The following is a 16753-nucleotide window of genomic DNA, read 5'->3' on the forward strand; positions in this document are numbered from 1 at the left end:
ATGCTTTCCGCAGAAGGTCTGCAAAAAAGTTTCCGCGCACGCAAAGTGGTGCGCGATTTCGCATTCTCGATCCGCCAGGGTGAAGTGGTCGGTCTGCTCGGCCCTAACGGCGCCGGCAAGACTACCTGTTTCTATATGATCGTCGGCCTGATCGAAGCCGACGGCGGCGCGATCAAGCTCGACAAGCAGGACATCACCGGCCTGCCCATGCACGCACGCGCCAAGCTCGGCATCGGCTATCTGCCGCAAGAAGCTTCGGTGTTCCGCCGCCTGAGCGTGTCGGACAACATCATGGCTGTGCTGGAATTGCGCGAACCTGATCAACGCAAACGCGACGCGCAATTGGAAAGCTTGCTCGACGAATTGAAGATCGCGCACATCGCCGGACAGAAAGGCATCAGTCTTTCCGGCGGCGAACGCCGCCGCGTGGAAATCGCCCGCGCACTCGCTGCGGAACCGCGTTACATGCTGTTGGACGAACCGTTCGCCGGCGTGGACCCGATCTCGGTGGGTGAAATCCAGCGCATCGTGCGACATCTCAAAGAACGCGGCATCGGCGTGCTGATCACCGATCACAACGTGCGCGAAACATTGGGTATCTGCGACCGCGCCTACATCATGAATGAGGGTGAAGTTCTCTCACGCGGCACGCCAGCCCACATCCTGGCCGACGAGAAAGTACGCGAGGTCTATCTGGGCCGGGAATTCCGTCTGTAATAGCTCAACTTTACTCACGCTACAAGAGCTAATTTGCGCAGTTTCACATCCGCATGCATGGCCGGTCATTCCGGCCGTGACAAGTATGGTCGGCGTTCCGCCGAAGGGTTAGGATGAAGGCTCGTTCACCCTTTTGGCAGGCATGAAACCAGGGCTCCAATTCCGTCTTAATCAGCAACTGGCTCTCACGCCACAATTGCAACAAGCCATCCGGCTATTGCAGTTGTCGCAACTGGAGCTGGCCGCTGAGTTGCGCCAACTTGCCGAGAGCAATCCGTTGCTCGAATTCGCCGAAGATGCCGATGGCGAACAAAGCGATACCGAAGAAGACGGCGAATTCGAAAATGAATTCGATAGCCCCGTATCTGCCAATAGCGATGGCGCATCCGGCAGCGTCAACGACACCAACGACGAAGCACCGGAGTGGACCGAACCGGATATCAGCACGGACGAGCCGATTGACTTCTCGTCCAGCAACGGTAGCGGCAACGGCAGCAGCCAGAACAATCGCGACGAGGAAGGCCTCGATCCGCAGAACGCCGCGCCAGAGTCCCTGCAGGAACACCTGCTGTGGCAGCTAAATCTCACACCCATGGAACCGCGTGCGAAAGCCATTGCCACGGTGTTGATCGATGCTTTGAATACGGACGGCTATCTGGCTGAAGGCCTGGATGCCGTACTCGCCGCACTGCCACCACACCTCAAAGCCACGCTTGAGGAAGTGGAAAGCGTGCGCCGGCAGCTGCAGCATTTCGATCCCGCCGGTGTAGCCAGCATCGACCTGCCTGATTGCCTGCGGGCCCAGCTTGAGCAGTTCGATCCCGACACGCCGCACCGCGACCTCGCCCTGCGCATCGTCATGAACGAGCTGGAACTGTTGGCGCGCAACGATGTGGCCAAGCTCGCCCGTCGCCTGCACGCCACCGAGGAAGAGACCACCGCCGCGGCACTGTTGATCCGCAGCCTGGATCCGCGCCCCGGCGCCGCGATGGACACCACCCCGGTGGAATACGTCGCGCCCGACGTCTATGCCCGCAAGGACGGCCCCCGCTGGAGGGTGCTTCTCAATCCCGACAGCCAGCCGAAACTAAGTCTTAACCACCATTACTGCAGTCTTATTGCGCAAGCACGCAGTGATGATGCAACCTGGATGCGCGGACAGCTGCAGGAAGCACGGTGGCTCATCAAGAGTTTGGAGTCCCGTGCCGAAACACTCTTAAAGGTGGCAGATGCCATCGTGCGCCGGCAAAGCGCGTTCCTGGACTATGGTCCGGAAGCGATGCAACCGCTGGTGCTACGTGAAGTGGCGGAGGAAGTGGGTATGCATGAGTCAACAATTTCACGCGTCACAACCCGCAAGTACATCCATACGCCGCGCGGCACTTACGAACTGAAGTATTTCTTCTCCAGCGGCGTTTCCACCGAAGATGGCGGCAGTGCATCGGCCACCGCCATCCAGGCCATGCTGCGCAAACTCGTTGACGGTGAAGATCCGCGCAAGCCCCTGTCAGATCAGGCACTCGCCGAAGAGTTGCACAACAAAGGCATTCAAGTGGCGCGACGTACTGTCGCGAAATATCGGGAAATCCTGCGTATTCCCAGTTCCAGCGAACGACAGCGCAATAGCTGAACCCAGCTGGCCCCGTTATTCATGACGGGGAACTTGCCACTCGACGGAACGTTCCCATATACAAGATCAAGGTTTCGCTTCACGGTGCTTTCGATCGTTTCACGGCGATCTGAGCACCATCCAACGCCGCCCCCGGGCGGCAGCTCTTGAAGGAGGCGCACCATGCAATTCCAACTCAGTGGTCAAAAGATCGAAGTCACCCCGGCCCTGCGCAGTCATGCAGAAGCCAAGCTTGATCGATTGACCCGCCTCGATGACCGCATAGTCAGCCTGAACATCGTGCTTTCGGTGAATAAGCTGCAGCAATGTGCCGAAGGAACGCTCAACCTTGCTGGCAAGACTTTGCATACCAAGGCAACAGAGAACGACATGTACGTCTCCATTGACAAAATGTTCGATACGCTCGTGACCCAACTGCGCCGCTACCGTGAAAAGCTGTGCGACAAGCACCAGAACGAGGTCTACGAGGTCCGCCAGGCCACCATGTAACGCGATTCTCGCGCCCGCCTCCCCGCACGGGAGGCGGGCCGGAACAAGGCCATGCCACCCGGTCGCCCGTCCCCTACTCCCCGATTCCCTCTTCTCCGATTACAACCCGCCCGCCCCAAACTGGCACAATGTTCCTGCCGCCGCCCCCGACCAGGCAGCCCAACGGCAAAAAGGAACGTTTTTGGATCGGCTTACCGCACGTCAACTCTACGATGACATCCACGAGCGCATGGGGCTCCGGTGGGTCGCGGGCATGCGCGGCGAAACGCGCGTGCTCGAATACGGCTCCACGCCAGCCCGCCGCCCTTCGCTAGTGGGCTATCTCAACGTCATCTACCCGAACAAGATCCAGATTATCGGTACGGAGGAGTTGAGCTTCCTCGACAGCCTGGATTCACGCCAGCGCTGGGAAGTGGTGCACAAAGCAGCAGCCACTCAGCCGGTGGCGTTCATCGTCACCAAAGATCAAGCCATTCCTGCCGACCTTCGCGAAGTGGCGGAGGAAACCAACACGCCATTGTGGATCAGTTCCAAGCGCGGCCACGAGCTGCTGACCTGGATGCAATACCACCTGGCCCGGACCATGGCCCCGCGCATCACCCTGCATGGCGTGCTGCTGGAAGTATTCTCGATCGGCGTGCTGATCACCGGCGAAGCGGGTTCCGGCAAGAGCGAGCTGGCGTTGGAACTGATCAGCCGCGGTCACCGCCTTGTTGCCGATGATGCGCCCGAATTCACCCTGATCGCCCCCGACGTCATCGACGGCGCCTGCCCCGAACTGCTGCAGGATCTGTTGGAAGTGCGCGGTCTGGGCGTGCTCAACGTGCGCGAGATGTTCGGCCACACCTCGGTGAAGACCTCCAAGTACCTGCGTCTGGTGGTTCACCTCAAGCCATTGCGCGACGGTGAATCCACTGATGCCATGACGCGCCTGACTGGCGACGTCGGGCATCGCCAGATTTTCGATGTGCAGATGCCGATGATCACCCTGCCCGTCGCGCCCGGCCGCAACTTGGCCGTGCTTGTTGAAGCTGCCGTGCGCAGCCATATGCTCAAGAGCAAGGGCATCGACCCCGCCATGAGCTTCATGGACCGCCAGGCCCATCAAATGCGCCGCCTGCCCCCGTGGTAATGCCATGAGTTTGCAAGACAGCCCGACTCCCGTCGACGATCCGAACGCCATCCATCTGGTGGTGCTCACTGGTTTGTCCGGCGGTGGCAAGACCGTCGCCCTGCGCGCGCTGGAAGACCTGGAGTTCTACTGCGTCGATAACTTGCCCAGCGCCTTGCTGCCGCAAATAGTGGACGCTGCCACACACGGCGACAGTCATCGGCGCCGTATTGCGGTTGGCGTGGATGTGCGCAACCGCGATGAAGATTTCCAGCACATGCCCGCGGTGCTTTCTGCATTGGCAGCAACCGTGCATGTGCACTTGATCTTTCTCGATTGCAGCGACGCGGTGCTGATCAAGCGCTATTCGGAAACGCGCCGCCGGCACCCACTGGCCACGCGAGGGTTGTCGCTGGCCGATGCCATCGCTGAAGAGCGCCGCTTGTTGCGCCCGTTGATGGCGATTGCCGAACGCGTGATCGATTCCAGCGACTTGAATGTGCATCAGCTGCGCCGGTTGATCGCCACTGGCTACGCGCAAACCACGGCCGGCCTGACGCTGATGTTCCAATCGTTTGCGTTCCGTCGCGGCTTGCCGCTGGATTCGGATTTCGTGTTCGACGCACGCTGCCTGCCGAACCCGCACTGGGAGCCGACCTTGCGCCCGTTGTCCGGCAAGGATGGCCCCGTGCGCGACTTCCTCGACCAACAGCCGATGGTCAGCGAGTACTTCGCCGATACCGCCCGCTGGTTGGACGCATGGCTACCACGCTTCGAAGCCGACGACCGCAGCTATGTCACCATTTCCATCGGATGCACGGGTGGCCGGCACCGTTCGGTTTATCTGGTCGAAAAACTTGCCGCGCACTACCGCACCGCCCGTGAAGGCGTACTGACTTTCCATCGTGAACTTGAGTGATCCCTATGTTGTCACTGCATAACCCAAGCGAAGCCGCCGTGTCATGAGCGTCGGCGTGCTTCTGATGACCCACGAGTCGGTCGGCCAGGCGTTGGTGAAAGCGGCACGTCACGTGCTGCCGAAGCTGCCGCTGCGGGTCGCCACCGTGGAAGTGCCGGCACGCTCTGATCCGGATGTGATGCGCACGCTGACTGCCAAGCATGCGCGTGAACTGGATCACGGCGATGGTGTGCTGGTGTTGGCGGATCTGTACGGCGCCACGCCATGCAACATCGGCCTGTCGTTGAGTACGGTTGGCGTAAGACTGCGCTGCGTATCAGGTTTGAACTTGCCCATGCTGTTGCGCGTGCTTAATTACGCCGACAAGCCGCTGGATGAACTTGCGGAAATCGCGGCCAGCGGCGGTCGCGGAGGAATATTCATAGACCATGCTTGAAAAAGAAATTGTCGTCTCCAACAAATTGGGCTTGCATGCCCGCGCATCGGCCAAGCTGGTGCAGCTCGTGCAAAGTTTCAAATCCACCGTCTGGTTGATCAGCAAAGGCCGCGAAGTGAATGCACAAAGCATCATGGGCGTGATGATGTTGGCCGCAGGCATTGGCACACCGCTCACCATCCGCACCGAGGGTCCGGATGAGTCGGTTGCGCTGAACGCAGTGGTGGATTTGTTCAATCGCAAATTCGACGAAGGGGCGTAGGAATGAGGCAGGGAACGGGAAACAGGGAAAAGGAAACACAGGCAGCGCGCGGAGTTATGCCGTGCTGGCAGCCTGTTGCCCCCCGTTTCTCGCTCCTTGACGCTGGTGCCGTCCATGGCGGCTTACAGCGCTCTCCGTTGCCCGTCTCCCGCAGCCCTCGAAACGAGGGCCACGCATGAGGCAAATCCTGTCCGGCACGATGGCATCGCGCGGCATGACCCTCGGTCGCGCCAGGCTGGTTCAGCCCAGCCGCTATCTGGTCGACACGCGCCCATTGACCGAGGAGGAAATTTCCTCCGAGTTGGAACACCTTCATACCGCACTGGAAACAGCGCGGCAGGAGTTGCGTGAGCTGCGCGGCAAGCTGCATGGCGCGCTGGCACGCGAAGTCAGTGAGTTCATCGATGCGCATAGCCTGCTGCTGGACGATGCCGAACTGCTGCGCGGCCTGGATGAAATGATCACCATCGGTCGTTACCGCGCCGGTGCCGCATTAAAGAAACAGCGCGATCGCCTCGCCACGGTCTTCGGCGCGATGGACGATCCTTATCTACGCAGCCGCATGGAAGATGTCGACCAGGTGATCGGCCGCGTGATTTCCGCCCTGCAGCGCCAGACCAGCGTTGAGGAACGCAAGCTCGCCGCGCGCGTCGGCGAAATACTAGTGGCAGACACGCTGGCACCCGCCGACATGGCACACCTGGCCGGCAACGGCCTGCTCGGCGTCATCACCAGTTCCGGCAGCCCGTATTCGCACAGCGCGATTCTTGCGCGCAGCCTCAACCTGCCCATGCTGGTGGGTACACGCGACGCACTGGCGACCATCCACGACGATGACCTGATCCTGCTCGACACCGAGCACGGCGAAGCCGTGGTGCATCCCACTGCGCAGGACCTGGCCCGCTACCGCGCCTGGCAGCGCGAAGCCGCGGCCGAGGGTCGCCGGCTGGCCAGCCTCGCCAATGCACCCACGCAAACGCGCGACGGCATCAGCGTGCGCTTGCTGGCCAACGCCGAATCCAGCTCCGATGTCGCCCTCGCCCGTGCACGCGGCGCCGACGGCATCGGTCTGTATCGCACCGAGTTCCTGTTCCTGCGCCATAAGGGATTGCCCTCGGAAGACGAGCAATTCATCGCCTACCGTGATGTGGTGCTCGGCATGGGCGGCATGCCCGTCACCATCCGCACCCTGGATCTGGGCGCCGATAAGGCCGACGCCGCAGGACTGGCCATTCGCGGCGAAGAAAACCCCGCATTGGGTGTTCGCGGGGTGCGCCTCTCGCTGCGGCATCCTGCTGTATTCACCACGCAGATCCGCGCGATCCTGCGCGCCGCCTGCTACGGCCCAGTACGCGTACTGGTGCCGATGGTCACTCAGCCAGACGAACTCATCGCTGTACGTACGTTATTCAAGCTGGCGCGCACGGATCTAAAGCGCGAGAACGTCGATCTGCCGGAAAAACTGGCGCTAGGCGCCATGATCGAAGTGCCTGCAGCAGCGATCAACGTACGTGCATTGCTCGAACATGCCGACTTCCTCGCCATCGGCACCAATGACCTGGCGCAGTATGTCCTTGCTGCCGACCGTGGCAACGACGCGCTGGAAAACATCTACAACCCGTTGCAACCGGCGTTGCTGCGTCTGCTATCGCACGTCATCGGCGCTGGCCGCCGCGCTGGCAAGCCCGTGAGCCTCTGCGGCGAGATCGGTGGTGACGTTAACTTCACTGCGCTGCTCCTCGCGCTGGGACTGAAAGAATTCAGCATGCACCCCAGCCAGATTCTTCATGTGCGTGATCGTCTCGCCACACTCAACCACACCACATTACGTCAGCATGCCCCGCTATTGATTCGCTCTCGCACACACGAGGAAGCCGAATTGCTGCTGGCAAACATCGTAAACAGCTGTCACCCGTAAGCGAACGCCTCCTCTTCTGGAGCATCCTGACGGCTGCACAAATGTGTCCCGATCCATGCCATCCATTCGGCAGGGACGTATAGGCACTCAAATCCAGAGAACCCTTACATACGCTCAAAGTAGCTTTTGCTAAAGGTGCTGATTCCAGCAACCCCAGCAGAACTGCACGCATGGCCTATGTGGAAGGGAAGTACGCCAACATCATCATCCAGCGCGATCCGAGGCCGCGCGATACCGTCCTCTGCGATCGTCACGGCTGGTACTACGACCTGCTCGAATCAGTCCCCGGCCGCTCGGATGATTTCGGACAAAGCGGCAATGTGCTCAACGCATTCAAAATTCAATGCGGCTGCTACGTCATGGCGGAATCCGATTTCACCATCTGCGGGAAAAACTGGAAGCCTGATCCGCCGCCCAGCACTATCGGCGGCTGGAACGTAGCGCCCGCAAAACCCACACGACCCAAACAGGAGCAAGCAAAGGAAGTCGAGTACGTTCCACCCGATGTCTGCGTCATCATTCGCATCGGCCTGTTCTTCGATGGCACTGGCAACAATGCGAGCAATACCGCCATGGCCGAGATGTGCCGCGCGTCGACGGGCGACGAACTTGGGCAGAGCGATGCCGACCAAGCGGCGATTGCCGCGCACTGCAAGCCATACATGCTGGAGTCCAGTTCCAGTTACGACAATGGGATCAGTAATGTGGCGCGGCTGTTTAAGCTGTACCGAGACGACAGCCTACAGCCGTACAAGATCAAAAGCCCCTACGCGAACATCAAACGCTATTACTACGTTCGTATCTATGTCGACGGCATCGGCACCACAGCCGGCAAGCCCGATTCACTGCTACCAGGCTATTCGTTCGGTACCGGCGATACGGGCATGATTGCGCGAGTACAACAGGCTCTTTCGCAAACTGTACTGACAAACTTGAATATTTTTGCGGGAAGCACTCCGGGTGTCTTTATCGAAGCGCTTGAATTCGACGTCTTCGGCTTCAGCCGTGGCGCGGCAGCCGCACGCCACTGTGTCAACGAAATCAACCGCAAGGATAGCGGCCCTCTGAATAAAGTGGTGCTTTACACCAAAGCGCAATTCAAGGATGGATTTCATCTGCGCGACAATGTCGCAGTCAACTTCGTCGGGCTTTTCGACACGGTGGTGGCTCGCGGCAGCCTGGCGGATGGATTCAATGTGCGCTCCGGCAAAACCGGTCCGCTGCATGTCGGCTTGCCCACCCGCTGCGCACGCCAAGTCGTGCAGATTCACGCGCGCGATGAACATCGCGCCAATTTCATGTTAACCACCGTGCAGCCACAGCATCGCGACATCGCTTTGCCCGGCGTCCATTCAGATATCGGCGGCGGCTATAACAAAACGGAGGAAGGCCCTCTGATGATGATCAAGCCCATCCATTCGGTTGAAGCGCTACAACACCGCGACGGTGATACCTACGCGCCCGATCCCGCGCAAAGCACCGCATGGCAAAAGGCCAAAACGCAGCGCCAGATGTGGAAAGAAAAACTGGGTGATATCGACGATAGCTGTCTCGCTGTGGACGGTTGGCGAGTACTTCAGCAAAAACATACAGACCGCACGAGTGTCGTAAACATCACACAACCGGTGATGTATGCCACGGTGAAACTGGAGCGGCCGATCGATCCGAGTTATCAGCTGATTCCGTTGCGACTGATGCACAAGGTAGCGAAGGATGCAGGTGTGCCTTTCCAACCTATCCCGGAGGAATACGCGTATGCGCTACCCGATGAATTAGAACCTATCGCGACAAAGCTGCTTGCCGGTCAGCCTCTGGACCCGGAGGAGGAAGCCCTCCTCGCCCGCAAGTATCTCCATCAGTCAGCGCACTGGAATTTCGGTGCAACCTCTAAGTATTTGGAGCAGGAAATCATCACACCACAACTGCTGTACCCCAACCGCCCGGACCCCAGCGGCAAACGCGTCGTACTCGACAACGTATGAGGCACCTCATGAAATATCTGTACTTCGCATTGATGTGCCTTCTCACAGGTTGCGTCTCTGTAGCAACACCGTTCAAGGCAAAATTGCCTCAGGGAGAAGACTGGTATCTAGGCTTTTTTGCCCCGCCCTACATGGAGGTATGGATGGAAAGAGTGGATGTGGAAGACGTGCGTGGCCTTTACTACAGCAACATCTTGGCCGGCACGACCGCAACAAGCGGGCAAGAAGCTCCCGGAGGCTGGCCTCAGCCGATGCAAGTACCGATGGGAAAGGGACGCTCGATCACCGGATCGGCGCTGCCCAAACTTGTCTTTGTGCGCTGGCAATCCCTGGTCGAGCCGCAGACATATCGCATCGTGCTAGACATACCCGAGTCGGTACGCGAGCAGATGACGAAAAATATGCCGTATCAGAAACATCCACAGGACCTGGCTTATCAGGATGTTTTGACCATTGAGCTAGCCCCTGGCGGATGGATCAAGGCATGGGTCCAAAGTTCTGAAAGCACGCCCTTGGAGATCTTGTGTCAGAAGGCTGAAGTGGAGCCCAAGGGGCCAGATCAAGGACTCAGCGATGGCCGTTACGCCTATGCGTTGAACAAGCTCCACCCAGAAACACAGGAATACCTAAAAACTCATCCCATCCCTTTCAACTCTTGGACATGCCCCGAGCAGGCATCGGTATCCCAATGAAAGGGTCGGGTAACTATGCAGTGCTCATGAAATACCTATGCTGCCTATGGCTGCTCTTTCTCACCGGCTGTACCACAGCAGGAGGAAGCTACAAGGCGCCCTTACCGGAAGATGAAGACTGGTATGTAGGCTTCTTCACTCCACCCTACATGGAGGTGTGGGTAGAAAGGGTGGATGTGGAAGATGCACATGGTCTTTACTACCGCGATGTAACAGGCGGGACCACGGCAACCAGTTCACAAGAAGATCCGGAAGGTTGGCCCGAGCCGATGCAAGTTCCCATGGGCGCAGGCCGATCGATTACTGGCGCTGCTTTGCCTAAGCGCATCTTTGTCCGCTGGCAATCCTTAGTCGAGCCGCAGACGTATCGCATCACATTGGACATATCCGAGTCGGTACGCGAGCAGATGACGAAAAATATGCCGTATCAGAAACATCCACAGGACCTGGCTTATCAGGATGTTTTGACCATTGAGCTAGCCCCTGGCGGATGGATCAAGGCATGGGTCCAAAGTTCTGAAAGCACGCCCTTGGAGATCTTGTGTCAGAAGGCCGAAGTGGAGCCTAAGGGTCCGTACGGCGGCCTATCCGGAGGCAAATATCGCCCACTTTCCGAACGTGCGGCACCTTACATGGAAACGCACCCCATCATCCCTTACGACTCTTGGAAATGCCCCGAGCACGGATCGACACCGCCATGAAAATGCCATGTATCCGTGCACTGGACATGAAATACCTATGCTGCCTATGGCTGCTCTTTCTCACCGGCTGTACCACAGCGGGAGGAAGCTACAAGGCGCCCTTACCGGAAGATGAAGACTGGTATGTAGGCTTCTTCACTCCACCCTACATGGAGGTGTGGGTAGAAAGAGTGGATGTGGAAGATGCACATGGTCTTTACTACCGCGATGTAACAGGCGGGACCACGGCAACTAGTTCACAAGAAGATCCGGAAGGTTGGCCCGAGTCGATGCAAGTTCCCATGGGCGCAGGCCGATCGATTACTGGCGCTGCTTTGCCTAAGCGCATCTTTGTCCGCTGGCAATCCTTAGTCGAGCCGCAGACGTATCGCATCACATTGGACATATCCGAATCGGTACGAGAACAGATGGTGAAAAATATGCCGTATCCGAAACACCCACAGGACTTGGCCTATCAGGACATCTTGACCATCGAGCTGGCGCCTGGCGGCTGGGTCAAGGCCTGGATCAAAAGTACCGTCAGCACACCCGTGGAAATTTTGTGTCAGAAGGCCGAAGTGGAGCCTAAGGGGCCGTACGGCGGTCTATCCGGAGGCAAATATCGCCCACTATCCGAACGCGCAGCACCTTATGTGGAAACGCATCCCATCATCTCCTACGACTCCTGGAAATGCCCCGAACACGGATCGGCATCGCAATGAAAATGCCATGTATCCGTGCACTGGACATGAAATACCTATGCTGCCTGTGGCTGCTCTTTCTCACGAGTTGCTCCTCGGCAGGAGGGCCGCTCAAGAGAGAATTGCCCTATGACGCTTGGTATCTGGGCTTTGAGGCCCCGTCCTATATGGAAGTGTGGCTGGAGAGGGTGGACGTGGAAGATGTTCACGGCCTTTACTTTGCCAATATTTGGAGGGGGACCGTCGCAATGGGCTATGAAGGCGATCCCGCTGGCTGGTCCGAAGGATTGGGAGTCGTCATGGGAAAAGGACGCTATATCACCGGTGCGGCCTTACCCAAACGTATTTTCGTTCGCTGGCAATCGCTAGCGGAACCGCAAACCTATCGTGTCACTCTGGAGATACCCGAATCGGCACGTCAACAGATGCTGAAAAAAGCGCCTTACGTGAGCTATCCGGATCAGCTGAAATATCAAGATGTGCTCGCCATCGAATTGTCGCCTGGCGGATGGGCCAAGGCGTGGGTCATGAATGAGGCCAGCATGCCCGTGGAGATTTTGTGTCAGAAGGCCGAAGTGGAGCCTAAGGGGCCAGATCAAGGGCTTAGCGATGGCCGTTACGCTTATGCATTGAACAAGCTCCACCCAGAAACACAGGAATACCTAAAAACTCATCCCATCCCTTTCAACTCTTGGAAATGCCCCGAGCAGACATCGGTATTGCAATGAAAGGGTCGGGTAACCATGCAGTGCTCATGAAATACCTATGCTGCCTGTGGCTGCTCTTTCTCACCAACTGCACCACAGCGGGAGGAAGCTACAAGGCGCCCTTACCGGAAGATGAAGACTGGTATGTAGGCTTCTTCGCCCCGCCCTACATGGAGGTATGGGTAGAAAGGGTGGATGTGGAAGATGCACATGGTCTCTACTATCGCGATGTAACAGGTGGGACCACGGGAACCAGTTCGCAGGAAGATCCGGAGGGTTGGCCCGAGCCGATGCAGGTTCCCATGGGCGCAGGCCGGTCGATTACCGGTTCTGCTTTGCCTAAACGCATCTTTGTGCGCTGGCAATCCTTGGTCGAGCCGCAGACGTATCGCATCACATTGAACATATCCGAGTCGGTGCGCGAGCAGATGGTGAAGAAAATGCCGTATCCGAAACATCCAAAGGGGTTTGCCTACCAGGATCTTTTGGCCATCGAGCTAGCGCCCGGCGGCTGGGTCAAAGCGTGGATCCGAAGTTCCGTCAGCACACCCGTGGAAATTTTGTGTCAGAAGGCTGAAGTAGAACCCAAAGGACCCGATGAAGGGCTCAACCATGGCCGATACGCCTATTCGTTAGACAAGCTCAATCCGGAAACACAGGAATATCTTAAAACTAACACCATCCCCTACGACTCCTGGAAATGCCCCGAACACCCATCATCACCACGATGAGAGGACGGGCAATTCGTATCATCCTCACCAGACGCATAGGCGGCGCACAGCTGCTTATACCGATGCCAGGAACGCCTCCAGCACCGCGCCACGATATTTTTCCCGATGCAGCAAGATCGAGAGCTTGCGACGCAAATCCAGAAAGGGTGTCTTAAGTGCAGCCAGTCGGCCGGTAGCCAGCGCGTCAACAACTGCGACTTCCGGCAAGCAGGCAATGCCAAGGCCAGCGGTCACAGCCTGCTTGATGGCTTCGATCTGATCCAGCTCCATCACGGTTTCACCGGGAGGTAGCAGGGCAAGCGCTCGCTCGCTGGTAGCACGGGTGGCCGAGCCAGGTTCGCGCAGCACCCAACGCGCTCCGGCAAAATGTTCGGGCTTAAGACCGCGTATTTTTGCTAGCGGATGATCCGGTGGCGCACAAACCACCAGGGCGTCGTCACGCCACGGGCGAGCTTCAAGTAGTGGATGTGTGACAGGTCCCTCCACACATCCGATATCAAGGCTGTGATCGAGCACGGCAGCGGCGATATCGCCTGTATTGGCCACGCGAAGACGGATCGCTACCTGCGGGTGTGCACGTACGAAATCGCCAAGCAGCTCACCGACGCGGTAATTGCCAACGGTGTTACTTGCGCCGATGCGCAGATCGCCTGCCAGCGACACGGTCTTGCCGGTGGCCCGGCGTCCGAACTCGGCATGACGCTCCAGCAGCTCCTGAGCCAGCGGAAGTAGCTCGCGCCCTCGCGCATTGAGGCGCAGGCGGCCCCGCTCCCGGTCGAAGACGGGCGCGTCGAGCTGTCGCTCCATCTCGGCCAAGGCCATGCTGGCGGCTGGCTGGGTGAGGTGAAGGAGATCCGCTGCGGCCCGGACGCTGCCGTGCTGAGCAATTTGTACGAAAACCTCGAGCTGGCGCAGGCTGACGTTAAGCATCAGCTTATTTTATATAGTTGATTAGATATTTCAAATTTTCCTAATAGGTGCCGGCGCGGACAATAGGCCCAACCCCAAGGGCTCCCCGCCATGAATGCCACCTCGATCCCCATGAATACACCCAGCCTACGCTTGCGCGCCTCCGGCCTTCTGCTCGCTGTCGGCATTTCACTGGCCGCTTGGTTGCTCGGTCATGCGGTGCCGCTGATCGGCGGCCCCGTGTTCGGCATTGTGCTGGGCATCGCGGTACGCAACCTGCTGGCGCCGCCGGAAAGCTTCAATCCCGGCATCCAGTTCGCCAGCAAGCAAATACTGCAATGGTCGATCATCGCGCTGGGCTTTGGGCTGAGCCTGACTCAGGTGGCCAAGACCGGATTGCAATCGCTGTCAGTCACGCTGGTCACGATGAGTGTCGCGTTTGTCACGGCGCTGGTGCTCGGCCGCCTGATGAAGGTGCATAACAAGCTGCAGTTGCTGATCGGCGTGGGTACGGCGATCTGCGGTGGCTCGGCGATCGCCGCGGTGACGCCGATCATCAAGCCGGACGATCACGACACCGCGTTCGCCATTTCGACCATCTTCCTGTTCAACGTCGTTGCCGTGCTGCTGTTTCCGCTGCTGGGCCATCTGCTGCACTTGTCCGATCTTGGTTTCGGCATGTGGGCGGGCACGGCCATCAATGACACCTCGTCGGTGGTGGCCGCTGGTTATAGCTACAGCAAGGCCGCCGGCGATTTCGCCACTATCGTGAAGTTGACCCGCGCTACGCTGATCATTCCGATCTGCCTGATCCTGGCGATCGCCGTGGCGGTGCGCGAGAAGCGTGCGGCCAAGCATGCAGGCGTTGCCAGCGATTTCAGCCTGCGCCGCATCTTCCCCTGGTTCATCCTGTGGTTCCTGGTAGCGTCCGCCGTGCGCACAGCCGGTTTCGTTCCGGTAGCGATCCAGCCGGCACTGCATGTAGCCGCGGAATTCATGATCATCGTGGCGCTGACTGCAATCGGCTTGTCGGCCAACCTGCGCAAGATGGCCTCAACCGGTGCGCGACCGATCTTGTTGGGCCTGGGTGTGTGGGCAGCGGTATCGATCAGCAGCTTGCTGGTGCAGATGGTGATCGGACAGATGTAGCTGGCGCAGGGAACCGAGAATGGTGAGAGCAAAGCACGCTTCGCTCTTACGGTTACCGACTTTTTCCCTGCTCCGCCAAGGTCAATGCAACCTTGTCACGCAAATACACTGGCAGTGCCAATTCAGGAGCGTGTGCCTTGCCTGCCTTGAATTCGCTCACCGCCAAGACGGCGATGTGGCGCGCTTGCGGATAGCAGGCGCCATCTACGAAACGAGGCGCACCACCCAATGATTTGCCGAGCGCGTCGGCATACGTTGCCCAGCCACTGCCAACCACGTTCCACGATGCCGCATGCGGCAACACCAGCGAATCAGCGGTGCATACGCGTTCTTCATCCAGCGCAAGCAAATCACCATTGCCGTCACGACGATAGCTGGCCGCATAGATCTCGCCCATGCGCGCATCGATCACCGCCAGAATCGCAGCGTCATCTTCCGGCGCTTCGAGTGCCAGCGCCGCCAGTGAAGAAATGGTCACTACCGGCAAATCCAGCGCCATCGCCATGCCTTGCGCCAGCGATACCGCCAGACGCACACCGGTAAACGCACCAGGACCACGACCGACAGCAATCGCATCCAACGCGTGCTTGCCGATACCGGCTTCTGCCAATAACTCGTCTGCCATCGGCAACACGCGCTCGGCGTGTCGACGCGGCGCCAGTTCGCTGCGGGCAATCACCGTCTCGCCATGGACCAGGGCGACGGAGCAGGATTCAGTGGCGGTTTCGATGGCTAGCAGGTTCATGCGGTCATTCTCGCATTACCAGCCCGGAGATGCTCTGAACCCGACTGCGAAAGCCTCAATACCGCTTGGCCTTGGGGTTGTAGTAGCTGGTGTCGGCCGCGTCGAGCAGTTGGCGCATCGCGGGGCCAACGTGCTTGAACCCATACGCGGCCAACACCTCTTTCTTGCCCGGAATATCGTATTGCCCGGTCACGCCTTCCATCGGCGTGCCATCCGTGGGCACATGCGCCGGCCGCGGCAATTGCTCGGGCCAGTGCTGCGCATGCAGCGTCAACGCAGGGCACCAATGGCGATTATCAGGATGCACGGGCTCGCGCTCGGTCATGTGAATGATCGCGCGCGCACCGAATTCCTTCACGAAGGCTTGATAGAAATCGTATTCCAGCGTGTTTTCGATCGTGGGCTGGATCGCATCCAACATGGCAAAGAAGCGTGGATCATTGCGCGCAATAAAAAACTGCGTGGACAAGGTTTGCTTGCGCTTTACGCCAAAATCGTTGCCCATCGCATTGAGCACTTTCGCAACGCCCAGCTTTGCCTTTGCAAAGGGATGGCGCTGACGGCGCCACTGCACACGCTGATCCGTGCTCCAGGTGGAAGCCGCCAGAAAAGCACGAGGGTTGCGATCGAGCCGGTCGATATAACGCTGGATGATGTCCTGGTTGAAGACCCAGGTATCGGCTTCGACATGCACCAGATACTGCGGGTTGTAAACCTCCATCGCCGCGCGGCACGACTGCTGCAGCAGGTTCAGCGCACCGTAAATAATGGTGCGCGGTTGGCAACGGACCAACACATCTTCCCTATGCGGCTGATAGGTCGGGTCCGAGCAGGCGTGCACGATCAGCCAGGGCTCGGGATAGTTGAGCTTGATGACCTCCTGATTGATCCGCGCGCAATCCGGTCGTTCGTGATTGGTCATGCATATGACCACCTTGGGGCGGGGCGTGATGGCAGCCGACCTGGGCAGGCCAG

General features: G+C 58.8%; 18 protein-coding genes. 15 read left to right on the top strand and 3 right to left on the bottom strand.

Translation table 11 applies throughout. The features are described 5' to 3' along the window. From lptB to ISN74_RS15005, 14 genes are all read left to right on the top strand, one after another. Window positions 1-717, top strand: coding sequence for an LPS export ABC transporter ATP-binding protein (lptB, locus tag ISN74_RS14940; protein WP_188799968.1), 717 nt, complete (start codon window positions 1-3; stop codon window positions 715-717). Between the two features lie 142 nt (window positions 718-859). Continuing rightward, the gene (locus ISN74_RS14945) at window positions 860-2347 is read left to right on the top strand and encodes an RNA polymerase factor sigma-54 (RefSeq protein ID WP_188799969.1); all 1488 of its coding nucleotides are present in this window, start codon (window positions 860-862) and stop codon (window positions 2345-2347) included. A gap of 162 nt (window positions 2348-2509) precedes the next feature. Beyond that, the gene (hpf, locus tag ISN74_RS14950; RefSeq protein WP_188799970.1) at window positions 2510-2836 is read left to right on the top strand and encodes a ribosome hibernation-promoting factor, HPF/YfiA family; all 327 of its coding nucleotides are present in this window, start codon (window positions 2510-2512) and stop codon (window positions 2834-2836) included. A 181-nt stretch (window positions 2837-3017) separates the two neighbouring features. Beyond that, on the top strand, window positions 3018-3968 hold the full coding sequence (hprK, locus tag ISN74_RS14955) for an HPr(Ser) kinase/phosphatase (protein ID WP_188799971.1): 951 nt from the start codon (window positions 3018-3020) through the stop codon (window positions 3966-3968). Window positions 3969-3972: 4 nt separating this feature from the next. Then, window positions 3973-4866, top strand: coding sequence for an RNase adapter RapZ (gene rapZ / locus ISN74_RS14960; protein WP_188799972.1), 894 nt, complete (start codon window positions 3973-3975; stop codon window positions 4864-4866). Window positions 4867-4909: 43 nt separating this feature from the next. After that, on the top strand, window positions 4910-5302 hold the full coding sequence (locus tag ISN74_RS14965; protein WP_188799973.1) for a PTS sugar transporter subunit IIA: 393 nt from the start codon (window positions 4910-4912) through the stop codon (window positions 5300-5302). After that, complete coding sequence (locus ISN74_RS14970) at window positions 5295-5564, top strand: HPr family phosphocarrier protein (protein ID WP_188799974.1); 270 nt, start codon at window positions 5295-5297, stop codon at window positions 5562-5564. The genes ISN74_RS14965 and ISN74_RS14970 overlap by 8 nt, the downstream gene beginning before the upstream one ends. Window positions 5565-5739: 175 nt before the next feature. Continuing rightward, on the top strand, window positions 5740-7482 hold the full coding sequence (gene ptsP / locus ISN74_RS14975; RefSeq protein WP_188799975.1) for a phosphoenolpyruvate--protein phosphotransferase: 1743 nt from the start codon (window positions 5740-5742) through the stop codon (window positions 7480-7482). Window positions 7483-7652: 170 nt separating this feature from the next. Continuing rightward, window positions 7653-9464, top strand: a complete 1812-nt coding sequence (locus ISN74_RS14980) for a phospholipase effector Tle1 domain-containing protein (protein ID WP_188799976.1) — start codon at window positions 7653-7655, stop codon at window positions 9462-9464. An 8-nt stretch (window positions 9465-9472) separates the two neighbouring features. Further along, complete coding sequence (locus ISN74_RS14985; protein ID WP_188799977.1) at window positions 9473-10156, top strand: DUF2931 family protein; 684 nt, start codon at window positions 9473-9475, stop codon at window positions 10154-10156. Further along, complete coding sequence (locus ISN74_RS14990) at window positions 10153-10857, top strand: DUF2931 family protein (protein ID WP_203546624.1); 705 nt, start codon at window positions 10153-10155, stop codon at window positions 10855-10857. The genes ISN74_RS14985 and ISN74_RS14990 overlap by 4 nt, the downstream gene beginning before the upstream one ends. After that, on the top strand, window positions 10854-11558 hold the full coding sequence (locus ISN74_RS14995) for a DUF2931 family protein (protein ID WP_203546625.1): 705 nt from the start codon (window positions 10854-10856) through the stop codon (window positions 11556-11558). The genes ISN74_RS14990 and ISN74_RS14995 overlap by 4 nt, the downstream gene beginning before the upstream one ends. A gap of 26 nt (window positions 11559-11584) precedes the next feature. Continuing rightward, complete coding sequence (locus ISN74_RS15000) at window positions 11585-12265, top strand: DUF2931 family protein (RefSeq protein WP_188799978.1); 681 nt, start codon at window positions 11585-11587, stop codon at window positions 12263-12265. A gap of 26 nt (window positions 12266-12291) precedes the next feature. After that, window positions 12292-12975: a DUF2931 family protein gene (locus ISN74_RS15005; protein WP_188799979.1), complete on the top strand. Its 684-nt coding sequence runs from the start codon at window positions 12292-12294 to the stop codon at window positions 12973-12975. A 54-nt stretch (window positions 12976-13029) separates the two neighbouring features. Here ISN74_RS15005 and ISN74_RS15010 read toward each other — a convergent pair whose 3' ends face one another. Beyond that, complete coding sequence (locus tag ISN74_RS15010) at window positions 13030-13905, bottom strand: LysR substrate-binding domain-containing protein (protein ID WP_188799980.1); 876 nt, start codon at window positions 13903-13905, stop codon at window positions 13030-13032. A gap of 90 nt (window positions 13906-13995) precedes the next feature. Here ISN74_RS15010 and ISN74_RS15015 point away from each other — a divergent pair, with 90 nt between their 5' ends. Continuing rightward, window positions 13996-15033, top strand: a complete 1038-nt coding sequence (locus ISN74_RS15015) for a YeiH family protein (RefSeq protein ID WP_188799981.1) — start codon at window positions 13996-13998, stop codon at window positions 15031-15033. Between the two features lie 52 nt (window positions 15034-15085). On the opposite strand, the gene tsaB is transcribed toward ISN74_RS15015, so the two are convergent. Together tsaB and ISN74_RS15025 are read right to left on the bottom strand one after the other, a co-directional pair. Further along, the gene (gene tsaB / locus ISN74_RS15020) at window positions 15086-15778 is read right to left on the bottom strand and encodes a tRNA (adenosine(37)-N6)-threonylcarbamoyltransferase complex dimerization subunit type 1 TsaB (RefSeq protein WP_188799982.1); all 693 of its coding nucleotides are present in this window, start codon (window positions 15776-15778) and stop codon (window positions 15086-15088) included. A gap of 55 nt (window positions 15779-15833) precedes the next feature. Beyond that, window positions 15834-16700 carry a hypothetical protein gene (locus tag ISN74_RS15025; RefSeq protein WP_188799983.1) on the bottom strand — a complete coding sequence of 289 codons (867 nt, stop codon included), beginning with the start codon at window positions 16698-16700 and terminating at the stop codon, window positions 15834-15836. Window positions 16701-16753: the final 53 nt, after the last annotated feature.

It is taken from the genome of Dyella caseinilytica (assembly GCF_016865235.1).
Lineage (GTDB): Bacteria > Pseudomonadota > Gammaproteobacteria > Xanthomonadales > Rhodanobacteraceae > Dyella_B > Dyella_B caseinilytica.